Source organism: Wenyingzhuangia gilva, assembly GCF_030519655.1.
Lineage (GTDB): Bacteria > Bacteroidota > Bacteroidia > Flavobacteriales > Flavobacteriaceae > Wenyingzhuangia > Wenyingzhuangia gilva.
Genome location: NZ_JAUMIT010000005.1, coordinates 87,232 through 111,135, shown reverse-complemented (window position 1 = coordinate 111,135; position 23,904 = coordinate 87,232). Strand labels below are relative to the sequence as shown.

11 protein-coding genes are annotated in these 23,904 nt (G+C 33.6%); 2 read left to right on the top strand and 9 right to left on the bottom strand.

The genetic code is table 11. The features are described from left to right. Positions 1 to 11: 11 nt before the first annotated feature. From QVZ41_RS10650 to QVZ41_RS10625, 6 genes are all read right to left on the bottom strand, one after another. Positions 12 to 1,673, bottom strand: coding sequence for a polysaccharide lyase (locus QVZ41_RS10650; protein WP_302884557.1), 1,662 nt, complete (start codon positions 1,671 to 1,673; stop codon positions 12 to 14). A 32-nt stretch (positions 1,674 to 1,705) separates the two neighbouring features. Continuing rightward, positions 1,706 to 2,371: a DUF3826 domain-containing protein gene (locus tag QVZ41_RS10645; RefSeq protein WP_302884556.1), complete on the bottom strand. Its 666-nt coding sequence runs from the start codon at positions 2,369 to 2,371 to the stop codon at positions 1,706 to 1,708. Positions 2,372 to 2,448: 77 nt separating this feature from the next. Then, positions 2,449 to 4,179 carry a polysaccharide lyase gene (locus tag QVZ41_RS10640; RefSeq protein ID WP_302884555.1) on the bottom strand — a complete coding sequence of 577 codons (1,731 nt, stop codon included), beginning with the start codon at positions 4,177 to 4,179 and terminating at the stop codon, positions 2,449 to 2,451. 69 nt (positions 4,180 to 4,248) lie between these two features. Continuing rightward, the gene (locus QVZ41_RS10635; protein ID WP_302884554.1) at positions 4,249 to 6,201 is read right to left on the bottom strand and encodes a RagB/SusD family nutrient uptake outer membrane protein; all 1,953 of its coding nucleotides are present in this window, start codon (positions 6,199 to 6,201) and stop codon (positions 4,249 to 4,251) included. A gap of 25 nt (positions 6,202 to 6,226) precedes the next feature. After that, positions 6,227 to 9,610: a SusC/RagA family TonB-linked outer membrane protein gene (locus tag QVZ41_RS10630; protein WP_302884553.1), complete on the bottom strand. Its 3,384-nt coding sequence runs from the start codon at positions 9,608 to 9,610 to the stop codon at positions 6,227 to 6,229. 339 nt (positions 9,611 to 9,949) lie between these two features. Beyond that, a complete protein-coding gene (locus QVZ41_RS10625) occupies positions 9,950 to 12,454 on the bottom strand; it encodes a T9SS type A sorting domain-containing protein (protein WP_302884552.1) in 2,505 nt (834 codons plus the stop codon). A 482-nt stretch (positions 12,455 to 12,936) separates the two neighbouring features. Here QVZ41_RS10625 and QVZ41_RS10620 point away from each other — a divergent pair, with 482 nt between their 5' ends. Together QVZ41_RS10620 and QVZ41_RS10615 are read left to right on the top strand one after the other, a co-directional pair. Beyond that, entirely contained in the window at positions 12,937 to 14,139 is a 1,203-nt protein-coding gene (locus QVZ41_RS10620; RefSeq protein WP_302884551.1) for a T9SS type A sorting domain-containing protein, read from the top strand. A 122-nt stretch (positions 14,140 to 14,261) separates the two neighbouring features. Further along, entirely contained in the window at positions 14,262 to 17,033 is a 2,772-nt protein-coding gene (locus QVZ41_RS10615; protein WP_302884550.1) for a T9SS type A sorting domain-containing protein, read from the top strand. A gap of 66 nt (positions 17,034 to 17,099) precedes the next feature. Here QVZ41_RS10615 and QVZ41_RS10610 read toward each other — a convergent pair whose 3' ends face one another. From QVZ41_RS10610 to QVZ41_RS10600, 3 genes are read right to left on the bottom strand one after another with little or no spacing between them, the layout of a single operon-like run. Beyond that, on the bottom strand, positions 17,100 to 19,118 hold the full coding sequence (locus QVZ41_RS10610) for an aceric acid hydrolase (protein WP_302884549.1): 2,019 nt from the start codon (positions 19,116 to 19,118) through the stop codon (positions 17,100 to 17,102). 5 nt (positions 19,119 to 19,123) lie between these two features. Beyond that, the gene (locus QVZ41_RS10605) at positions 19,124 to 21,580 is read right to left on the bottom strand and encodes a pectate lyase family protein (protein WP_302884548.1); all 2,457 of its coding nucleotides are present in this window, start codon (positions 21,578 to 21,580) and stop codon (positions 19,124 to 19,126) included. Beyond that, positions 21,581 to 23,902, bottom strand: coding sequence for a DUF5703 domain-containing protein (locus tag QVZ41_RS10600; protein WP_302884547.1), 2,322 nt, complete (start codon positions 23,900 to 23,902; stop codon positions 21,581 to 21,583). Positions 23,903 to 23,904 lie beyond the last annotated feature (2 nt).

The following is a 23,904-nucleotide window of genomic DNA, read 5'->3' as shown; positions in this document are numbered from 1 at the left end:
ATATATTTACCTTATTGTAACAAACTTTTACTTAGAGTGTCTATGTTATTTTCAAGATTTTTCCAATCAACTTTTTGTGTAGGGTCTATACCGTTGATGTATTTTTCAATATTTGTATACCCATCACCATTAATATCTTGATTAGCATCTGAAGGATCATTTGGATTTAAACCATATTTCTTTTCCCATTTGTCAGAAATTCCATCTCCATCAGTATCTTGATATGGTTTTCCTCTATAATCAGGATACCCACCTACTTGTTCTACACTGGTAATAATTCCTTTTTTATAAGAATCCGCAGGCAAACGTCTGTGAATAAACTCCTTCCCGATTGTATTTTCTAAACCATCTTTGTATTTAATTTCACCTGTACGCACTTGTTTAATAACACGTTTGTCTACATCATCACGTTTTGGCAACGTTGCTCCTACATTATCTAACACAAAATCATAGGCTTTTTGAGCATCCAATAACCTAACGTTGTTAAATTTAAAAGGAGTTGTTTGTTTTAACAAAGACAAATCTTTAATTCCTTCTGGCTGTACACCACCATTCCAGTTATCGGCAGTAACTTCAGGAGCACCTTCTACATAATTACCCTCAACATAAGCTCTACCAAAAGATTTAGGTTGATAATACCCTGATTCTGGTTTTATAATTCTATGTCTAATAGGCTCATCTTTTGGAGTCATTGGACCTGGTTTAAAATAGTTATTCACAATATTAAACATCGATCTATAATCCCCTCCATCTAAAGAACGATTCCACCAATTGAACAAAACATTGTTAGCAAAATTAAAATCTCCATACATTCCAATAGATGGGTTTCTAGAAATATTATTTGCCCATAAGTTGCGAACAAAAGTGCTATTTAATCCACCAATGGTACTACCAAAAGCATGATTATAAGTATCTAATCCTTCTGATGAAATGGTATTTTGAATGGTAATATTTACCGTTGGTGTTTTTCTAGCTTTTGCCTTTGGATGCTCTACAAACATATGTCTGTATAATGAAATATTTTCATCTAATCCCCAACTTACCGAACAGTGATCTATGATAATATTCCCTACAGGATTTCCTCCTAAAGAATCGTCTCTTCTGGTAACATCGGTAGCACCTCTACGAAAACGCATATGACGAATAATTACATCATGTGTATCTATTAACACAGATTCTCCTGCTACACAAACTCCATCTCCTGGGGCTGTTTGTCCTGCAATGGTTACATATGGTGCACGAATACTTAATGGTTTTTCTAAACGAATAATTCCCGAAACATTAAAAACAATGGTTCTTGAACCAACAGATTCCAAAGCCTCTCTTAAAGTTCCTGCTCCACTATCTGACAAACTAGTGACTACAAATATTTTCCCTCCTCTACCTCCTTGGGTAAAGGCACCTCCACCTTCAGCTCCGGGAAAAGCAGGAATTTCTGCTTGAACCAAATCTTTTGGATACGCTGCCCATGGAATATAAGGACGACCTAATTTGGTTTCTTCTTCAATAATATGGTAATTTTCTTTCCAAATTTCCTGCAATCTAATCTCCTCTTTCGCCAACATTGCATCTGTCTTAGCTTGAAGATCGTGAGGAATTTCTGGATATTGAGCAAATGCTGATGATATACTCAACAAACTAAATACTAATCCTGATTTTATGATTTTATTCATCGAAGTTTTCATATATATATTGCTAGTTGTTATTAATGATTTGCTTTCTTTTTAGCTTCTATACGCTCATACCAGCCGTCTCTTTCTTTTTCTAAATCATAACCTTGAGCAGATAAGTAATTATTAATTCTTCCTTTGTATTTACCAAACCAAGCATGCTTTTCTTTAGAAGAACCACCATCCATAGCAAACTCTCTAGCCTCCTTTAAGTTATTGTAGATATACTCTTTTTCTTCAACCGTTAAACTTGGAATCATTTCTAAAAAAGCAGTATATGTTTTAGGAAGAACACCGTAAGTCATTCCATCTTTTACCTGATCCACTTGTTCATCCGTTAAGACCTTATTTAACTTTTTCAAATATGAATCATGTAATTTTTTAATTTTTTTGTCTGCTTTACTTTTTATTTTATCAATAATTTTAGTTGTTTTTGCCTTATTATAGTTCGCTACTTTTATCTTATGTATTTTACTATCTCTAGTTTCATGAATATTATTTAATTCGCGATATTGATTTGCAATAAGATCCCTAACCTCTAATTCTTTTTCTGAATTGTTTAAGCTCATATGATCTACAATCTTTTGAGCTCTTTCATTGGTTACTTTTACATATTCTGGATCTACCTTTTGTGCTAAAGAAACTTGAACACCAGCAAACACAAATAATATAACTGTTATAATATTTTTAAACTTTTTCATGTTATCTACTTTTATGAATAAAAATTCCTGCATGTTCTATTAAAAACAAGCAGGAATTTCTGAATGTTTTTTATTTATTATATTTTATATTTTGCTAAACCATCTTTTAATTTAGCCAAAGTATCTTCATTATTTTCTAAATTTTTCCAATCAACTTTTTTCTTAGGGTTGATTCCATTTAAATATTTTTCAATATTTGTGTAACCATCTCCAGAAGCATCATCATTGGCATCCGATGGGTCATTTGGATTTAATTTGAATTTCTTTTCGTAAGCATCTGGCATCCCATCTCCATCGGTATCTGTATAAGGAGTCCCTCTGTACTCTGGATAACCACCAACCTGTCTAATGTCTGTAATAATTCCTTGTTTATAAGAATCCGCAGGTAATCTACGATGTTCAAATTGATAGAAAGATTTAGGGTCTAAATTTTTTACATACTCTGGTTTTCCAGTTTTAACGGTTCTCACAATACGTTGATCTACAGCATCCCTTACAGGTAATGTAGCCCCTGCTTTTACTAAAACATTTTCAAAAGCATCTTCTGCTGATGTTATATTTTTTAACCAAGGCATTGGATTTGGTTTATTCATTTTAATATAAGGAAAATAAGCTTCTGTTTCTTCGTATGTCATTAACTCACCATTTTTTCCTTCCATTTGTACACCACCTCTCCAGTTATCTTTGTTTACCTCTGGATATCCTTCAACAATATTACCATTAACATAAGCACGACCAAAAACCACGCTATCTAATTTACTTCTTCCTGCTTCAGGTTTTAAAATTCTATGTCCAACAGCTTCATCTCTTGGTGTTACAGGTCCTGGTTTATAATAATTATTGATCATGTTAAATTTAGCAGTATAATCCCCACCATCGGTAGATCTATGCTTCCAGTTAAACACCACATTATTAACAAAGTTAAAAATCCCATTCCATCCAATTGATGGATTTCTACCTGTATTGTTTGCCCATAAGTTTCCAGTAAACATACAGTTTTCACCTCCTAGAGTACTTCCAAAGGAATGATTGTAAGTATCTAAAGCTTCTGAAAAAATACTGTTTTGAATAGTAATATTAACCGTTGGGTGTTTTTCATCTTTGTAACCTCTTCCTGGACTGTACATATGTCTGTAAATAGACATATTTTCGTCTAATCCCCAACTTGCAGATACGTGATCTATCATGATATTTCCGACAGGATTTCCTCCAATAGCATCGTCTCTACGACCTACAAAAGTTTCTCCTCTACGAAAACGCATATGACGAATTACAACATCGTGAGTATCTATCCATACAGATTCTCCGGCTACACAAACTCCATCACCAGGTGCGCTTTGTCCTGCAATAGTTACATAAGGTGCTCTAATAATTAATGGGCTCTTCAGTTTAATTATCCCTGCAACATTAAAGACAATAATTCTTGCTCCTCCTTTTTCACAAGCTTCTCTTAAAGTTCCTGGACCATCATCTGCTAAACTTGTTACGGTATATACTTTACCTCCTCGACCACCAAAAGAATACATCCCTCCTCCTTGAGCTCCTGGAAAAACAGGAAGATCTGCTTGAGGTAAATCTGTTGGTCTTGCAGCCCATGGGATATATGGCTTTCCTTCTCTAGCTTCTTTTTGTACAATTTTACTAGCTTCAACCCAAGCTTCATCAGAATGCTTATAGGCTTCATCTATTATTGCTTTTTCATTAGCTCTATCCTCATCCGTTAATTTTGGATATTGAGCATAAGTGCTAGCCAAGCTTAATAAAAAAATGCATGTAATAAATTTTAACTTGTTCATATGGTTATTCATGTTGTTATTTTTATGATTAAAAAACGACCTGTATTAACATTAAAAAACAGGTCGTATATTTATAACTTTTTAGTTTAGTGGATTAAATGATCCTCCCCAACCTTGAGTTTGTTCTAAATACGGTGCTGTTTCTATTAATTCTTGAGGGATTCCAAAGAAATAGTACTCATTATACCATTTAAAAACAAATCCTTCAGGATCTATATCATCATTCACAACCACATCAAAATGATTGTCGTATAAATAATCTACATACTCTTCATATGAATCAACTCCGGCGGGATAACTCGTAGCATTTCTATTTACAATTGATGCCCCACTTCCTAAAAACGGATCTGAAAAACCAACATAATAAGTTGATGGATCTTTTTTTGATAAAATATAATATCCTTTTCTTCTAGTTCCTTCTATTGGTGTTTGATTTAATCTAGTACAGGTTTGAAAATCATCATTATATAGCAACCAACGTCTTAAATCGTGAAAACGTTTATTTTCATAAGCAAACTCAACTTTTCTTTCGTTAATTATAGCTTCAAAATGCTCGTCTCTACTATTTACATTTGATAAACCATAATCTTCTGTGCCAGCTAGAACTCCTGCTCTTATTCTAATCTGTCTTATTAAATCTTTAGCTTCTGATAGCTTATTAACACCTACAGCCGATTCAGCTAAGTTTAAAACAACCTCTGCAAAACGGATTTCCATATAATCATTTCCATTATTACCAAAACCATTGCTATTACTAGAATTATCATTAGTAAACTTTCTTAAATATATTCCCGTATTATCTGGAGCTTCATTGGTTTGTATAGTAAACTCATCGGGTCCAGCCTCAAATAAATACCATGAATACGTCCAGTTTCTATAATTAGGTTGTTCTTTATAAGGCCATATACATCCATTATAAGCAAACGTGTGATAAAAACGAGGATCTCTATCTCTATAAAAATGATTTAAATCTCCACTTGGCTCGTACGGAGTACCATCAGCCATTGGAAAAGCATCAACAATATTCTTAGTAGGCGATATTCCTCCGTTACCTCCTTGATCTCTAGAACGTGATTGATTTTCCGTACGATTATTTTTTGCTGTTTCTGAAGAACCTGGTCCGTAGTTGTTAAATCCAAAAGCAAATATTGATTCCATTCCGTTGTCTTGAAACCACATGTTTTTCCAATCTGGATCCAACCCTTTACCCGCAGCCAAACAAACATCATAAGCTTCTTTACAAGCATCATAAGCACGTTGCCATCTAGCTTGCTCATCATTTCTATTAAACAACGGACTTGCCCATGTTAACAATACACGACCTTTTAACGCAGCCGCTGCAGAAACTGTAATTCTACCTTTTTCTTTATCTGTATAAGGTCTTGCATTTTCCAATAAACTTTGTGACATTTCTAAATCAGCCACTATTTGATCTATCACTTCTGTCGAAGAACTTCTTGGTGTTTGATTAACAGGGCTATAAATATCAGATACCTGAGGAATTAAAACTAATGGTACGCCTCCATAAAGCCTAAATATTTCAAAGTATTGCCAAGCACGCCAAAAATAAAACTGCCCTTTAATTTGATTTTTAAAATCTTCTTCCAAGCCTTTATAATTATCTACATTATTTAAATATAAATTACAATAACGTATCCTTGTCCATACATTATTACTAGCACTTTGAGATACTCTAGCTCCTAATGATTTAAGACAATGGTTATTTAAACTAGAAATCTCTGTATACTCCCTATTAATATCAATCTCTCCTGCAACTTCATCTGTAGCTTTTGCAAACAAATCCGCTCTAGAATGTTCGTTTGCAGCTCTTGACCACATTGCCATATTGGGATTGTTACTTGGTGACATCAAATAATATAGATAATCTAGATAATTTGTTGCTAAAACCTCTTCTTGATATATACCAATGTTAACGCTTGTATAATCTTTTTTCTCCTCAATAAAATCAGTGCTACAACCACTAAAATAGACAGCTATAAGAACTAAAAGACTTTTTATTTTTATATATTTCATCATTATCTATTTTTTAAACTTTAAATTAAAACCCAATATTAATTCCTAATGAATACGTGCTTAAAACAGGATAATTATTGTAAGAACCATATGGTGTTAAACCATAATCCTTATAAGGGTTATATAAGATAAATGGGTTCATCGCAACTAGATTAACTCTACATGTACTTATGCCAGCTTTTTCTACATATTTTTTAGGGATTGTATAACTTAAATTAATGTTTCTCATCAATAAATTAAAACTACTTACTCTCCAGAAATTAGACCTTACCGTATTTATACCTCCCTCACTATTCCCCACACTTCTATTAACTCTACTAAGAAGGTTTGGTATATTTCCATTTGGATTTAAAGTTGGGTGATACATATTAGCCCAAAAAGCTGGTCTATTTTCATAATTCCCCCCAATAAGATAACTATCAAAAGGATCTTTAGCTGAACCAACCTCTCTATATCCTCCCCAGTTAACTGATAAAACTGTACGTAAACTCAAACCTTTATAAGCCAATCGAATTGCAGAAGAAAACCCCTGTGGGCCTTTCGCACGTTTTATTAACTGAACCTTATCAAACTCATTAATAATACCATCTTTAGGCGCAAATGTTTTAGTCTCTGGATCCCAAGGTCCTCTTATATCTCTATAATACAACATCCCTGGCTTAAGTTTATCTGCTTCGATATCAAAAACCTTAGTAATTCCTGTTTCTGCAATATAGTTATCTATATCATCTTGAGTTTTAAACATTCCTAAATTATCATATCCCCAAGTCCCTCTGTCATTATAACCAGGTCTTTTGGTTGTCCATGGATACCAATAATCTTCATTGTCAAAATTCCCTTGAATTAATTTAGTTCTATTCCATGAAGTGTTCAGAGTTACTCCGTAACTAAAATCAGCTCCAACTTTATCATCCCAGCTTATTGAAATTTCCGTACCCCATCTTTTATATTCTCCATAATTTGAAGGAGCAACAGCCCCTCCAACAGTGAAGGGAACCCCTGTTGTTAATCCTATCAGTGAATTTGTTATATGGTTATAATATTGCTCAAATGTTAAAGACAATCTATTGTCTAAAATCTTAGTATCAATACCTAAATTTGTTTTTAATTCATCACTCCATTTAACCCCTCTATTAGCTTGTCCCGAATCTTTTAACCCTGGAGTTACAGATTCATTTCCTCCAAATACAGCACCTTGACTTGGTTCAAAATTAAAAGTTTGCAACCACGTCCATGGTCTAATATCATCATTACCTGCTAAACCTACAGATGCTCTAAACTTTAAAAAATCAAAGACATTAGACATAAAAAAGTTTTCATTAGAAACAATCCAACCACCAGACAATGAGTAAAACCTTCCCCAATAATTCTCTGGTGCAAACTTTGCAGATGCATCACTTCTAAATAGGAATTCTCCATAATACCTTCTATCATAGTTGTAATTTAACCTACCAATATAACCTAAATCACCAGCCTCAGATTTTTTATTAACTGTATGCTCATTATCAATCTCTCCAGTATTTTGCCATAACATACCCTGAGACCAATCTGGCACACCTGATTTAATAACACGTATTGAATTTAATTCTCTTTCTGATCTTTCAGCGGCAAACAACGCAGAAACACTATGTCTTCCAAAATCTCTTTCAAAAGAAGCTTGAAAACGTAACTGCTCATTCTTACTTTTACCGTAATCTATTAACAATCTATCACTATTCTCAACCCTAGTAACTACTGGTTTACCAGCGTTAGGTCCCGTAGTATAAACTTTAACATCATTTGTACCTAAAGGCCCTTCTCCATTTTCATAAACCACATACGTCTGTCCGCTACCAGGTTTAGATAGCTGATCAGCTCCATATACTTGATACAAATTATACACACCTCCTCTTTGATCTCCTCTCTCGCTATTCTCTTGTCTAGAATAACTTAGATTAAACTTTAAGCCCTTAATGAAAGGAACCTCATATTTCACATTAAGGTTAGCACTTACACTATTATCTGAAGTTTTCGATAAATTTTGTAATCTAAGTAACTCTCCATAATGAAAATTAATAAGATTATCTCCTGTAGTAGCACCATTAAGAACTACTGGTAAACCATCTACATACATTGGCATAAAAGGTGTTCTATTTAACAACTGTCTGTAATCATCTTCTCCACTTTGATTTCCTATAGAACTTGATGTTTGGGTTACATCTGTAAAAAAACCAGACACCTGAAAACTTGCATCAAATCCCTTATCAAGCTTCACATTAGAACCAGCCCTGAAAGACCACTTGTTATAATCCAAAGAACCTAAGTTACCATCTTGTGTATAGTATGAAATACCCCCAAAATAAGTTGCATCTTTAGACCCTCCTGACAAATTAATATTATGTCTTTGAGATCCTGAGGATGTCCAGTATTCATCTAAAGCATCATAATCAATCGTCTTAAAATGCTCCAACTCTGTTGGAGAAAAGAAAAAAGCATTACTAGGCGTAGGATTCGAGGGATCGTAGCCTGCACCAATATTTTGTTCAGGATTGATACTATTCATTATATTAAACACCCTACCATACTGATTGGCATTTAACATTTTAGTCCTATAGGTTTCATCCGAAAACGAGAAATTTGCTGAATAAGAAAACTTTGCCGGTCCTCTTTGCCCCTGTTTTGTAGTTACTAAAACAACTCCTTGTGAAGCCCTAGAACCATATATAGCCGCTGCTGAATCCTTTAAAAAGGAAATACTCTCAACCTGCGACGCATCTAAACTATCAAACAATGTTGAGTCACTATAACCAGTATTAGGATCTATCTGCACTACTCCATCTATCACATATAAAGGCTGATTTGCACCTAGAGCTACTGAATACTTAGACCTCACGTCATTTGACAAAGTTGGATCACGAATAGTAAGTCTTGCTGCTTGGCCTGGTCTTGAATCACCTCCTGTAACACCAACTCCCAAAACCCTACCTACAAGAGCAGCTCCTAAACTTCCGACAGGTAAATCTTCAACCTCATCTCCTTTAATACTTTCCACAGCTCCTGTTATAGCCTCCTTCTTTTGGGTTCCATAACCCACTACCACCACTTCATCTAAAGCAGAGATATCTTCTTCAAGAGTAACGTTTATTTTTGATTTTCCTTTAACAACAACTTCTTTCTTTTTCATCCCCACATAAGAAAAAACCAGTGTACCTTCAGAACTGATCTTTATGTTGAATTTTCCATCAAAATCCGTAGACACTCCGTTAGTTTCTCCCTTTTCCACTATAGTAACACCAGGCAAAGGAAGTCCTTCAGAATCAACAACCTCACCCGTTACATTAATTTTATCATTTGTAGTTTGAGCAAACAAAGCGCTTGTTAAAGTACTGAAAATCAACAAAATAAATACATTAATACATATTTGTTTCATACTTATTTGTTTAGTTTAATTAAATGTTTAGTTTATTTTTTTAGAAATACTTAAATTAAGTATATACTTAAGTTACAAATATTGTCAAATTAATAATAATTCACTACTATTTTTGAACTGTGAACAATTCCATAAAATCAAGTAAAAAAATACAAATAAATAAGCATACTAACTGATTACTTTTTAAATACTTAATCCAATCACTAATAAAAAACAATAAGGATCTTACAGTTATCTTTTGTATACAATGAGCTAATACCTACAAATAAAAAAGGTGACTTGTATTAACATACAAGCCACCTTCTTAATTACAATATTAATTTACTTTACGCTAACAAATTAATTTGTAACAAACTTAACTGATTTCATACCCTCTTCTGTTTTTACAGTAGCAATCCAAATACCAGAACCTAATTCAAAACTAGTATCATCTTTTGTGGTTACAGTTTTAACTAAAACTCCTGCAATACTATAAACTTTAACCTGAGTGGTCGTTTTAACATTTGATATATATACTTTACCTCCAAAAGAGTTAACATTTGAAGAAACATTAGAGAACTCACCTACTTTATCAATACTCAACGGAACATATGCTGGATTATCTACTAGAGTAGTCGGAACAGAAAGACCACTTAATTTGTAAGCCGCATTCCTCCAGACAGTTAATGCTTCTGGAGATATATTTGCTCCATCACCTTTAATGATTGGACCATAATTAAAAGCAAAAGCAATTACAGGAGCCTGTAATACATCTGTAGCTACTGTACCTATCTGTGTTCCAGATGGGATCTCATTAATAACAATTGATGTATCTGTTGATGTAGTTAAATCTGAAACTGTTGCAAGATTTGTTCCTGTAGTACTAATTTCAATATTTTGTAATACATCAATAGCATTTGTTCCGACCGCTCCAGCTGTACCATAATTATCTGATAACTCGTTATACAACCTTATGTCATTTGAACTAGAAAAATCAATTCCACTAAATAAAGTATTAGACTGATTGCTAGGATCTATAGTAACCGATACTTCTCCCGAAAGTACAACTGTAGCTCCTGCAGAAGAAATTCCTTTACCGTTTCTTAAAGCCCAAGTTTTATTGTAAATCACAGGAATAGTAATATTTTGAATTCCAAAAGCCCCAGTAGACTTCCATATATCATCGCCAGAACTAAAAGTTTCCTGAGCTATTGCCAAATCATAACCTGTAAAATCTACCCCTGTTCCAGCCCCATCAACTTCAACCACAGTTACATTAAAATTCTCATCATCTTGTAACATTCTGATAATTGGGTCATTTGTTGAAACCGAAGCTCCTTCTCCTGAAGCAAAACCAGCTTTAGTCACATAAAGAACTTCCGTAGGTTTTCTTTGTAAGATTTCATATGTAACCTCAATATATGGTAAATAAATATCTGAACCTCCATTAACATTAGATGCCGTAAACTCTAAACTTTGCCCACTTTTATGAAAATATTCTATAGTAATAAATTCTTGTAAATCATTTCCGTCGGCAGCTGTAGCATTTAAAATTTCTTGGTAAGTACTTACAGAACCAGCCGGAACTCCATTAACTGTTATAATAGCTTTTTTGTTATGATTAGGTAATTTTAAATCAAATTCTAAATTTGAATATTGAGATAAAGGCACTTTAACAACAGATGTAGCTAAAGGTTTTATAAAAACTCTAGAACCCGCTTTCAAATCTAACCCATAAGTACTTCCATGATAGTTATCGCCAGCAATATGTCTATAATCTAAAGCACCATCAGCACTTTTTAACCTGTCCGTTTGTGGTGCAGCTTCTGCTTCTGGAGACCCAGTAATTACATAACCATCTACAGAATTTGGAATTATTGAACCATCTCTAAAGTCGTAAACAGTTGTTTCAGTAATAATTTCATATTTATCATAGTCTGAGTTAACATACAATGTAGCTGGAGGTACTTGCCCAGTTAATTTATACGCCGCATTTCTCCAAATCGTTAGATATTCTGAAGTTACATTACCTCCGTCTTTTTTTACAGTAGCACCATAGCTAAATCCAAAAATTACAATGTCTTTACTTGTAATTTCAGTATTAGACCCAAGGGTTGTTCCAGAAGGAATGTAATTTATAACTGCAGCTTTATCTTCTTCTCCTGCTATAACTTCCTTTACAGCTGCTAATAAAGTACCTGAAGTAGAGTTATCTAAGCCATTTAGTACATCTATAGCTTTAATACCTGATTGATTTCCTCTATCATCTGAAGTTGTTCTAAATAATTGAACTTCATTTCCTCCTGTAAAATCAATACCACTAAACATATCATCAGCTGTATTTAAAACAGTAACAGATAAGTTTTGTGTTTCTGTTACCTTAGCTCCATTAGTTAAGCTAACGGCATCTGTGTTTTTAATTAGTCCATCAGCAGCATCAACATATCCACCTCTAAACGCAAATGTTTTTGAGTAGATTACTGGAACAGTAAGTTCATCAATATGCAAAGGATTACCATCTTTAAAAATATCATTTGAAGAAGCCATACTATCCGAAGCTATGATTAAATCAAAACCACTAAAATTAATAGTTTGTCCTACCGCATTGCTACCAACATTATTAGCACCTACTTTAGTTACATTAAATTGCTGATCAATTTCAACATAAGAAACCGTGAAGTTTGAATCAGAACTTAGCATTCTAGTTATTGGGTCATCTCCTGGTATTGAAGCTCCAGACCCTGATGGTGCTTCAACACCAACCTGATTGATGTAAAGTACGTTTTTTACCTGTGCCTGCGTTTGCATAACGTTAAATGCAAAAGCAAACAAAAACGTCAACAATAAAGTAATTTGTTTTTTCATAATTAAATGTTTTGTTTAGTTAATATTTAATATTATTTATGCAGTATAAATAAATATACCTTAAAATAACACGGTGCAATTTTAATAATTATTAATAATTAAACAACTTTATTGAACGACGGTCGATTTTATAAAAAAAATCTCATAAAATTTATAAATTGTCATACACACATAAACTTTAAATCTCTAAAACAACAGTTAAAACCTTATTATCAATAAAATAAAAATTCGTTACTATCCATGTATTGTTGCCTTTAAATAGATAACTGTAGATATAATCGTTCTTATTACAGTATTCAATAAATCTATAACACACAGTCATCAGCTTAACGCAATTATATAGATTTACAAAATCGACCGAAGAACAAAAACATATTAAAAAAAAGTGATAAATTCTTAAATTGCAGTCATATATTCTGATATATTTATAATTTATATCAAAAAACACTATTAATAATTAAATCTAAAAACATAATATCAACATGAAAAAACAATTACTTTTATTAAAACTAGTATTGATGCTTTTTGTAACAAGTTTTTACGCTCAAGACATTAAGTATTGGGATTTTGGAGCTAAGGAATTAGGAGCAGGGTTTGAAAACGTAATGCCTCTAAACTACCTAAATGCATTTGCTAACTACAATAGACAGATTCAATATACTGACGAAAATGGTGTTGAACAATTCCCTATGGAAGGATATGAGAATGAAAGCGGTCATAGCTCTGAATCCTTATTAATAGCTACAAAAAACAAAAAATATGCCGGTTCGGATGCTCGTTTTCAAGTAACTTCTAAAGGTTCTTCTCCAACACCTCCAGGAGGTACTTTACTTGGTGGAGGAAGTTTGTATACTAAACCAACAAATTTAGCTGATTTAGATGGAGGTGCTGATCTTGTTTTTCAAAGAGATAGCAATAGTGATAGAATATTAACTGTTAACAAGAACGTTACTCGTTTTGATGAGCGTACAGAAATGCCAGATAATGTAGACCCTAACTTATTCCCTGGTTGTTTACAATTTACGACTCCTGGTGAAAAAAGATGGAACAGAAGTGGGGGTAGAGGTTTCCTAATAAACTTAGAAGCAGCTCAATGGGTTACTGTTGTAGGAGCTGGTCAATACACTGATATTGAAGGTAATGGAACACTTGGTTTTAGTACTGGATATATCAAATTTCAAAACGAAGGAGGAACCGGAGTACCTGTAGAGTACAATGATTGGGGAAGTGGTACAGGTGCTTTTGAAGGGCCTATAGATGGTGCCGATACTGGTGATGAAGCTCCAAGAGTTATGCAGTTTCAAGCAACTGATGCCGGAACATACAAACTTGCAAATAGAGGTGGTACATTACGTGTGTATAGAATCTATTTAGGAAAAGTAGATGTTTCGTTAGGAGCTAATGTTGAAACTAAAGTTTATGAAAATGGTGTTTACAGCAAAACTCTAGCGCTTAGTACTTACAACAATACTAAAGTAACTACCGATTTGAAGGCTAGAGGAAACCGAGTATACGTATCTGGTGTAAAATCTAAATCAGAAGTTAAGATTTATAGTATCACTGGAGCTTTGGTAAAATCATTAACTACTTCTGAAGATATTGATTTTGAATTTAAATCAGGGCCATGGATTGCAACTATAAAAACAGCTGAAGGTACAAAATCAGTAAAATTATTAGTACAGTAATTGTACATAATTTATGACAACTTAAAAGCAGGAATATTTGTAATACTAATATTCCTGCTTTTTCGATATCAATAACTAGCTATCTTACGCCACTACAAATACTTTAATTACACTATAGAATTATGATATTAAAACCAATAATTAAAAACTTAGCAAAATCATTTCTGTTTTTTTGTTTGGCTCAAACTAACCAATTACAAGCACAAACCCCTGTTGTTAAAATAGACTTTGATCAAGCAGGTAGAAGTCAATCAGAAGTCAATCAAGTTGGATATACACCATGGGTTATTTCTGGAGCCACAACAGCAACAAAAACTGAAAACGGAGTTACTTTTACAATAAACAAAACAGGTAACTTTGGAGATCAAATAAGTTCTAGCTGGTACAAAGCAGGAATTCAATCTGGTGCTGCTGCAAAATTAGTAAATGATGGAATTACTGTAAAAGGTGGTACTGCTAATCAAGGAGGTCAGATTGAGCTTCGTCTGGGTGGTTTAGCTGCAGGAGAACATAGTTTACTTGTTTATTTAAATGCCGTAGACAGTGATAGTTATACATACAGTCCTATTGACATTTCTATTGATGGCAATATAGTTGAAGACAACGTAGCTCCATCAATTCGTGCTTTAAATACAACCGATGCTAAGTCAGTATATTTAACATTTGAAGCTACTGAAAATACTGATGTTGTCATTTTATTTGCAGCTGAAACATCTGGATCTGAAGATTTTAAAAACGTTTTGCTAAATGGTTTTGAGCTAAATACACCAAATATATTTAACCAAGCAAGTAATCCAATTCCTGCACACAATAACGAACATGTAGAATTAAACTCAAATAATCTATTACTACAATGGACTCCTGCTGCTAGTACTGTTTCTCAAGACATCTACTATGGTACTGATATAAATGATGTTAACGAAGCTAATACAGCATCATCAGAATTTATGGGGAATCAAGACAATACTAATAATACTTTTCAACTAAATGGATTGTATAGTGGAGAAACTTATTATTGGAGAATAGATCAAATTGATGCAAATAACAAAATAACCAAAGGGAGCACTTGGATGTTTAAACCTGCACAATTGGCTTTCCCTGGTGCAGAAGGTTATGGACGTTTTGCACGTGGTGGTCGTGGTGGTAAAGTCGTTGTAGTAACTAATCTAAATGACAGCGGACCTGGAAGCTTACGAGAAGCAGTTACTAACGACATAGGTCCTAGAACTATTGTATTTAATGTTTCTGGTATCATACAGCTACAATCTAGATTAGTATCTAGTAAACCTTATGTTACCATTGCTGGTCAAACAGCACCTGGAAAAGGAATTACCATTAGAAAAGCTCCTTTTGGTATTACAGGTAACGATAATGTTGTTCAAAATATAAGAGTTCGCTTAGGTGGTGGTTCAACATTTGACGGAATGGGGCTTACAGGTGCAAATCATAGTATTATTGATCATTGTTCTATTAGTTGGACGATTGATGAAGCTTTTAGTTCAAGAGGAGCAAACAACATTACCTTACAACGTACATTAATTTCTGAAGCTCTAAATGCTGCTGGACATCAAAACTATCCTGTTGGAACAGAGCACGGTTATGCAGCTAGCATTGGAGGAGACATAGGAAGTTTCCATCACAATTTATTAGCACATAACTACGGTAGAAACTGGAGTTTGGCAGGTGGTTTAGACGGTAATGGATACTACGCTGGTTCAATGGACATTACAAATAACGTTGTATACAACTGGGGTTCAAGAGCTACAGATGGTGGTACTAAAGAAGTGAATTTTGTGAACAATTATTACAAACCAGGAGCAGGAACAACTCTTTTTTATGCATTTACTCAAGAACACGAAAATGTTGGAATGGGTATGCAACGTGCCTATTTTTCTGGAAACGTTATGCCTGGGCATTTTGATGAAAATAATCAATCAGCTGGTAGAAGAATAAGATACTCTAACGGTGCTTCATATGAATACGAAACATTTGTAGACCAACCTTTCTTTCCATCACATGTAACAACTCAAACTGCTAAACATGCTTATAAAATAGTTCTTTCTGATGTGGGTGCTACACAACCTAGTTTTGATGATCATGATCAAAGAATGGTTTCAGAAACTTTAAATGGAACCTACTCTGTTACGGGTAGTGTTACTGGTAAAAAAGGTTTCCCTGATAACGAAGCAGATTCTGGCGGATATGAAAATTATCCAGAGATAATAAGAGCAAGTGACTGGGACTCTGACAATGATGGTTTACCTAACTGGTGGGAAAACATTATAGGTACCAATATTAATTCTGGAGCTAATGATTTTTCAGATGCCAATGCAGATGACAATTTAGATGGTTACACCAATTTAGATTACTACTTACAGTGGATGTCTTTACCACATTACAGCACTGAATCTGGTGAAAAAATCAGTATTAATCTACAAGAACTTTCAAGAGGTTTTATCAACAATCCTTCTTATCAAATTTCAAATACTGTCAATGGAACTACTAATCTAACAGGTAACATTGCTGAGTTTACACCATCAACAACAGGACTTGGTTCTTTTGATTTTACAGTAACAGATAATGAGGGAGACAGTATGACACGTACCGTAAACATTCTTAACGGTTACAACTTATTGAATACTAAAGAGACAGTTGCTTCAAAATTTAAAATTTGGCCTGTTCCTAACAATGGTTCTTTTTTTATACAAATGAACAAGACTAGTAAAGAGTCAGAATATCAAATATATGATATCTATGGAAGATTTATAAAAACCGGTACGATTAGTAATGAGATAGAAAAAATCTCCATAGACGATCAAGGTGTCTATATTTTGAACATAATTAATACGAAAACTAGACAAGTATTACATACCCAAAAAATTATAGTGCAGTAACAACATGATTATTTTTTGAATAAAAAAAGACCTAAAGTATTGAATACTTTAGGTCTTTTTTTATGGTTAGTACGACATCCAAACCGTCATTTCTTCTTTAGATCTGTTACCCCAACTATAATAAGGAACTAGTGTTATATTGATACTTTCTTTATTTTCTGATATAGACTTGTATAAAGAATTTTTCCAATTTTTGTTATCAACAAAAACTTTTGATTCTAACCCTATTACTTTTCTATTATTAATAATAATATTTTTGGTCATAAAATCAGAATTTACGTCTAATACAATACTATTGATGTCTACTTTTTTAGTCATATCAGCTGTCTCTAAACAATAGACCATAGGACCTCTTTTTACTGCCACTTGATTTTTGGTTTCTTCTACCAGAGGATTGGCTTGCATGACTTCAACAGACATTGGAATATTTAATGTGATGATATCTCCTTTTTTCCAAATTCTCGATATTTTAGAATACGTACCTGATATAATTTCTTTCTCTATTTTTTTATTATTTATAGAAATGATTGAGTTTTTACTCCAACCCGGAATTCTTAACAAAATATCAAATGTATTTTTAGGAGCTTTCACAATTTTTAAAGTAATTTTTCCATTCCATGGGTAATTGGTTTCTTGTTCCAATTCTATTTTATCTCCTTCAATTGTTTGCGTTTTTAAATGGTTACTTCCATACAAATTCACATACAACCCATCTTTTGATAAATTATATGCATAATTATTTACCTCTGCCAAAGTTCTGGTTACATTAGGGGCACAGCAATTGGAAAGAGAAATATATCCTTCTCTAAAATTCCCCCAACGTTGTTTAAAAGGCAAATTTTCTGATACATTTAAAGGATTGTTATAACAAAATTCTTGTCCGCTTAAACTCACTCCAGACATCACACTGTTGTATAAGGCCAACTCCACAATATCAGCATATTTAGCTTCACCTGTAATTTGTAGCATTCTCCAGTTCCATAATACATTTCCAATATTCGCACAGGTTTCATTATGGGCGGTCGCATTAGGTAACTGATAGGGTCTTCCATAAGCTTGATGAATTTTCTGAACAACTGATGGATCATAGACTGTTCCATCGGGAGAAACACCATCATACAAAGCTCCACAAGCCCCTGTGATGTACATTTTTCTATACACCACATCATTCCAAATAGACTCCAAATTATCTAATAATTTTTTCTCTCCTGTTTCCGCATATAAATCGGCAACACCTGCATATAGATAATTTGCACGAACTGCATGTCCCATGGCTGTAGTTTGCTCTCTAAAGGGAATACGATCTTGATTATCATCCGTACCATCATTTGTCGTTCCACGGATATCAATTAAATTGTTAGCCAACTCTAAATAACGTGGATCTTTTACGGTACGATACATTTCTATAATTCCCATATAATGGGATGGACAAATAGCATTACGTGCTAATTCTGGCGATGCTTTTTTATAAAAATCATATAAAAAATCAGCTACGTCTTTTGCTACTTCTAAAAAATTATCTTTTCCTGTAGCTCTGTAATGTACACATGCAGCAGTCATTAAATGTCCCATGTTATACTTTTCAAAACCCAATTGCTTTTGTAATTCTTCAGGTCCTAAGGTTCCCCAGCGCTCTTCTATCAGTACAGGGGTATTTATATATCCATCTTTTCTTTGTGCTTTTGCAAATAATGCAATCGCTTTATCCATTTCTTTATCTAAATTTTTGTCTTTAGTAACGGCATATGTAGCCGCCATTCCTTCCAAAATTTTATAAAAATCACCATCGTGAAAAGAAGGACCGTCATGTTTTCCTTTCATCAACCCTGCTGCAATTTCAAAATTTGCATACGCATGGGTAATAGAATCATTATGATACAACTCCCACATATAAGGCAACGTGTTTTCTACCTCCACATCAAATTGTTCTTTCCAAAAACCACTTGTCCAAGTAACATCTTGCATGTTTACACTTTGCAGTTTACTATAAGGACTAGCAGCATTTGCTACTAGTCCTTTTTCTTGTCCAAAAACAAAAGCATTGATGGCTAAAACCCCTAATACAATTCCTTTATTTATTTTCATTGTTCTTATTTTACAAATACATTAATTATTCTTGTCATTTGATCTCCTTTTTTATCTTCTACAGAAATTTTAAAAGAAGCAAATCCTCTTTGATTGTTTTTAAATGATATCTTTCCATCTTTTAAAGACACTTTTCCATTCTTTACTTCTGAAAAACTATACTTAGGTTGATTTTCATATCCTTTAAAATAACCTTCAACATTAAATTCAATTACTTCTCCATTTTCTATAAAATAGTGAGGTTGTGCCATCCAATTTAAATAATCTTCTAACTGTGTAAACCCATCTCTATCTTTATCAGCATTGGCATCAGAAAAATCATTTTTAGGTGACGACGTATTTAAACCATGAGCTTCTTCCCACCAATTTGGTAAACCATCATGATCTGTATCCCAATTTTTATCACGAATTTCACTTGTATAATTTGGAAAACCTCCTGCATCTTTTTCAGTATCAATCATTCCTGGTAGATTACTTTTCTTTCCTTTATAGCTATAAGTCCCTTTTAAAGTTTCTTTCACAATACGGCGATCATGTTTGTCAAAAAATGGCTGAGTAGCACCAACATCAGATAGTACGTCTTTATATGCAGCCTCCGCTGATTGTGTATTTATATAAGATGGAAAAAATGGTTGGTCTACAAAAGTTTCATATTCTACAATTTCATTATTTTTTATCTTAGAGGTTCTACCTTTTTCTTGATTATTTTCATCAAAATGTCCAGGCATTACGTTTCCTTTAAAAAAGTAACGTTGACTTCCTTTACCAACTCCTTCATGATCGGCAGTTAATGCAACAAAAATATCTGAAGCTCCACCTGGCTTGTAATAATTATTCACAAAATTCACTTCGTTAGCTCCTCCATCTGTAGTTCTATGCCCCCAGTTATATACTACATTATTTCTAATATCTAATCGACCAGAGTAGTAACCATCTCCATTTAATCCACCTCCCATACTCCAATTCCTACCGTAGTTATGGGCTAATAAATTGTGATGGAAACTTCCTATATCTCCTCCAATAGTTGCTGCATATCCATGCATTTTTCCCTTTTCATATTTACCATGACCAGCTACATTTAAAGCTTCTGAAATTAAAGTACGCTGTAAGGTAATATGGTGAGCTCCTCTAGAACTAAACGATTCATCAATCGTCCAACTAATAGAACAATGATCAATAATACTATGATTTGCCCCTGTAAGTCCCATTCCATCATAAGTTCTACCAGCACCAATTCTTACTCTTATAAAGCGTGCAATTCCATCATCTCCTGTTAACCCAACAGGAGCTCTAGTAAAAGTTACACCTTCACCCGGAGCTGTTTGTCCCGCTATAGTAATATATGGTTGATTGATGACCAATCTTGATTTTAACTCGATATTCCCTGATACATTGAAGACAATAGTTCTGGGTCCAATTTCCTGATTTACAGCATCACGGAAACTTCCTGGTCCATCGTCATTTAAATTGGTTACTTCTACTACTTTTCCGCCACGTCCGCCAATGGCAAAACGCCCATATCCTTCTGCTCCTGGAAAAGCCAATTGTGCAGGTCTAAAAGACCACACATTTCCTTTGGTAATGTCTCCATTTTCATCCTCCTCATCAACACGCCAATAATAAGTATCCATACTATACAAATCATTTACTGTAAACTCGTTTGATTTTAGCTCCCCTCGATACAAAGAAGATGATTCATCTGCGTTTTTTATTTCTTCTTTATTTTTTCCAAAATATACATGATGTGCTACTGTACCTTTTGGAGATTTCCATGTTAAATCTAACTCATCTTCTGCAACCACATGCTCATCTAGATTTTCAGGCTGTGGAGTATTCGCTTGTTTTTTAAGATTAGGGGTATCTATCTCAAATCCATTGATCACAAATTCAGAAATATCTGATCCTTTAGTTCCTTCAAAACGAATTACGGTCTCTTTGTTTTTTTCTACTGTAAAAGTTAAATAAGCTATTGCCGATTCAATTTTAGCAAAAGCTCTATTGCTTTGCAAAACCGTTTCTACCTCTTTACCATTTACATAAACTTTAACAGGAGTTAATGTTCGCTCTCTTAAGTTAGAAAAGGTATTATGAAATGTTAACAATGAATGTTTTCCTGGTTTTAGTCCGCTAATGGTCATTTCTACTTCTTTTTCAGAAACCAATCCATCACTTACCAATTGAGCATAATGAGGAGCACTCATTCCTATTTTTACCCAATTAGATTTAAAATCTCCTTTTAGTTTTACGGTCACTCCATTAAAAGATTTTTCATCTTTTGTTCCTTCGTTAATCACCCAAGATTGATATAAAGGATCGTGAACTTCTGATATTCTCCTTCCCGAAAAATCAAAATCTACCTTTACTACTTGCTTTTCTGTTTTCTGATTGTTTTGACATTGCACATTTAACAATGCAAATACCGCCAAAAGCAATGAACTCGTAATATCTTTTATCAATCTCATCTATCTAAAATTTATTTTTTCTTGGTTACTGTATTCTAATATATTTTGAATGTCTTTTCTTCTTGATTCTGGAAACACTTCTATAATTTCAACCACACCATTTTCTAGCTTAACCTCTACCGTTGTATTTTGAGGAGCATGTAACTTAAAATGTACATTCCAATCTTTTGGCCAAGCAGGAAACAACACTATTTTTCCATTTACTTCTTGTAACAACATTTCTTGCATTCCAATCATTCCAGCTCCTCCCCAATTGTGATCTGGCACCCAATCAAAACCAGGCCCCCAAAAAGCAGGAAACCTTCTTTCTGAATTTGCCATTTTTAACAAAGTATATTTTGATGCTTCTTTTGTTTGCCCCAATCTAGCAGCCATAATATTAGATTGCTTCCATCCTACATGACTTCTAAATTTTAACAAATCTCCATCTAATTGATATGTATTTTGTGCCACTTCTAAATCGGGTTTTCCTATGCTGTAAATCTTCCATGGAAACACTGGATACAATTGTGCTGCTTCAGTGTTATTGATACGCTCCCATGTTTTTGCAGGGGCTAATACTTTTTGATGATTGATTTCCCTGAAATTTAAAGGTGGAATTCTTTTCTGAAACTCCTTTAAGTAAATAACCTCATCGGTTGTTAAATCTTCAGAAGAATATTTTAATAGTTTTTCTGTCACTACTTTTAAAGCAGAAATGGTACTATTGGCATTGTTTGCCATTTTATAAGTTTCTACAGCAGACCCCGGATACAAAACCAAATGACCATTGACATCTAAAGCTTTTCTTCCTCTCTTCTTTGCTAAATATTGATAATGTTCATCAAAAAAACGAAGGCAACTCAACACAAAATTATTGTACTTTCTAACATCAATATTTGCATATTCTTTTTGCTCTAACATCATTTTACAGAACTCAAAAACCGTATCCCATTGATATTCTAGCCATGCATTGTATTGCATTCCAGCATCATAATCTACAGGACGTTTCCAACTATATTCAGCGGGATTTGGCAATCCAAAATTCTCTAATTGTTCTGTAAAAGCAGCCCCCTTATGATTCCAATAAACCTCACTACGTAACTCCGCATTTTTTTGAAGAGTTAAATAATAATCTAATTGTGATGTCATCATATCAAAATCACCACTTTTTAACATTGGAAAATAAACCAAACGTTGATTTTGTTGAGTCATGGTTCCCCCTCCCCAGTTTCTAAAATCTGGTGTAAAAGGGTGATCTTCTTTGGTAAAAACAGGGTCTACCGTAAACAAACCACCATTAAATTTTGTTGGATATTTTCCATAAGCATTGGCTCCTAACATATAACGGAACAACTGATAATTTTGCCCTATTTGATATACAGAATCATGTGCTTTTACATTTCTGTTTTGAGTGTAGATAAAACTTCTATTCCAATACTGATTCCACCATTTTTTTGTTCTTTTTTCATCTGTCGTATAAGCCTCTACAAAATCCTTCAACCCTTTTTTATAAAACGATAAATCTTTGTTTTGATTGGTGTGTAAATAAATTGATAATTGATGTTTTTTACTTAGTTTTTCACTCTCTAAACTAAATCCTTTAAAATCGGTATCTTGGTATTTTCCAATATACGTTCCAGCAATCTTCATGTTTTTTCCTTTCATAACACCTCCAAAAGTTAAGTACTTTAAAGGATTCATCATTTGGTTTTTTACAACTCCCATTTGTTGCTGTGCTACCGCCACATCAAACACAGTTTTTTCTCTATTTTGATGATAAAAAGAAATGCTGTTGTTTTCAAAATCAATGGAATCTTTATAGGTAATAATATCTCCTTGAGGAGCCCATTTGTACGAATTTGCATTATTGGCTTTTCCTTTTACTGGTCTATTTTTATGTCTCCAACTTTCGTAAGAGGCTTTTACACTTACAGTTTGTTTGCTTTTTACTTCTACATGAATGACAGGGTAAAAAACATCTACCCAAAGTTTTATCTCCGTATTGTTTTGAGAAATTTTCACATAACCATCATGCAATACCAACTCCTGATGAAACCCATCTCTATTTTTAAATGGATTTGGACTTAACTCTAATTTTACACGCCCAAGTTTTAATAAGGTATTGTGTTCATCAAATGTTCCGCTTCTTGAAAAATAGAAATATACACTTCCTTGTTCAACCCAAACATTCGCCCCTATATCTCCTCCTCCTAAAGGCATAGATTCTGAAGCATTTTTACTTTGACTTGTCCATATTTGATTATAATCGTTAAGCTTAGGAATTTGAGCATTTAGGAATAACGAAAACATCAAAAAAAAGGAAATGATATTTTTTTTCATAA

Bases quoted from the DNA above. Each gene is read 5' to 3' on its own strand.
- QVZ41_RS10650 (WP_302884557.1), bottom strand. From the start codon at position 1,673: ATGAATAAAATCATAAAATCAGGATTAGTATTTAGTTTGTTGAGTATA.
- QVZ41_RS10645 (WP_302884556.1), bottom strand. From the start codon at position 2,371: ATGAAAAAGTTTAAAAATATTATAACAGTTATATTATTTGTGTTTGCT.
- QVZ41_RS10640 (WP_302884555.1), bottom strand. From the start codon at position 4,179: ATGAATAACCATATGAACAAGTTAAAATTTATTACATGCATTTTTTTA.
- QVZ41_RS10635 (WP_302884554.1), bottom strand. From the start codon at position 6,201: ATGAAATATATAAAAATAAAAAGTCTTTTAGTTCTTATAGCTGTCTAT.
- QVZ41_RS10630 (WP_302884553.1), bottom strand. From the start codon at position 9,610: ATGAAACAAATATGTATTAATGTATTTATTTTGTTGATTTTCAGTACT.
- QVZ41_RS10625 (WP_302884552.1), bottom strand. From the start codon at position 12,454: ATGAAAAAACAAATTACTTTATTGTTGACGTTTTTGTTTGCTTTTGCA.
- QVZ41_RS10620 (WP_302884551.1), top strand. From the start codon at position 12,937: ATGAAAAAACAATTACTTTTATTAAAACTAGTATTGATGCTTTTTGTA.
- QVZ41_RS10615 (WP_302884550.1), top strand. From the start codon at position 14,262: ATGATATTAAAACCAATAATTAAAAACTTAGCAAAATCATTTCTGTTT.
- QVZ41_RS10610 (WP_302884549.1), bottom strand. From the start codon at position 19,118: ATGAAAATAAATAAAGGAATTGTATTAGGGGTTTTAGCCATCAATGCT.
- QVZ41_RS10605 (WP_302884548.1), bottom strand. From the start codon at position 21,580: ATGAGATTGATAAAAGATATTACGAGTTCATTGCTTTTGGCGGTATTT.
- QVZ41_RS10600 (WP_302884547.1), bottom strand. From the start codon at position 23,902: ATGAAAAAAAATATCATTTCCTTTTTTTTGATGTTTTCGTTATTCCTA.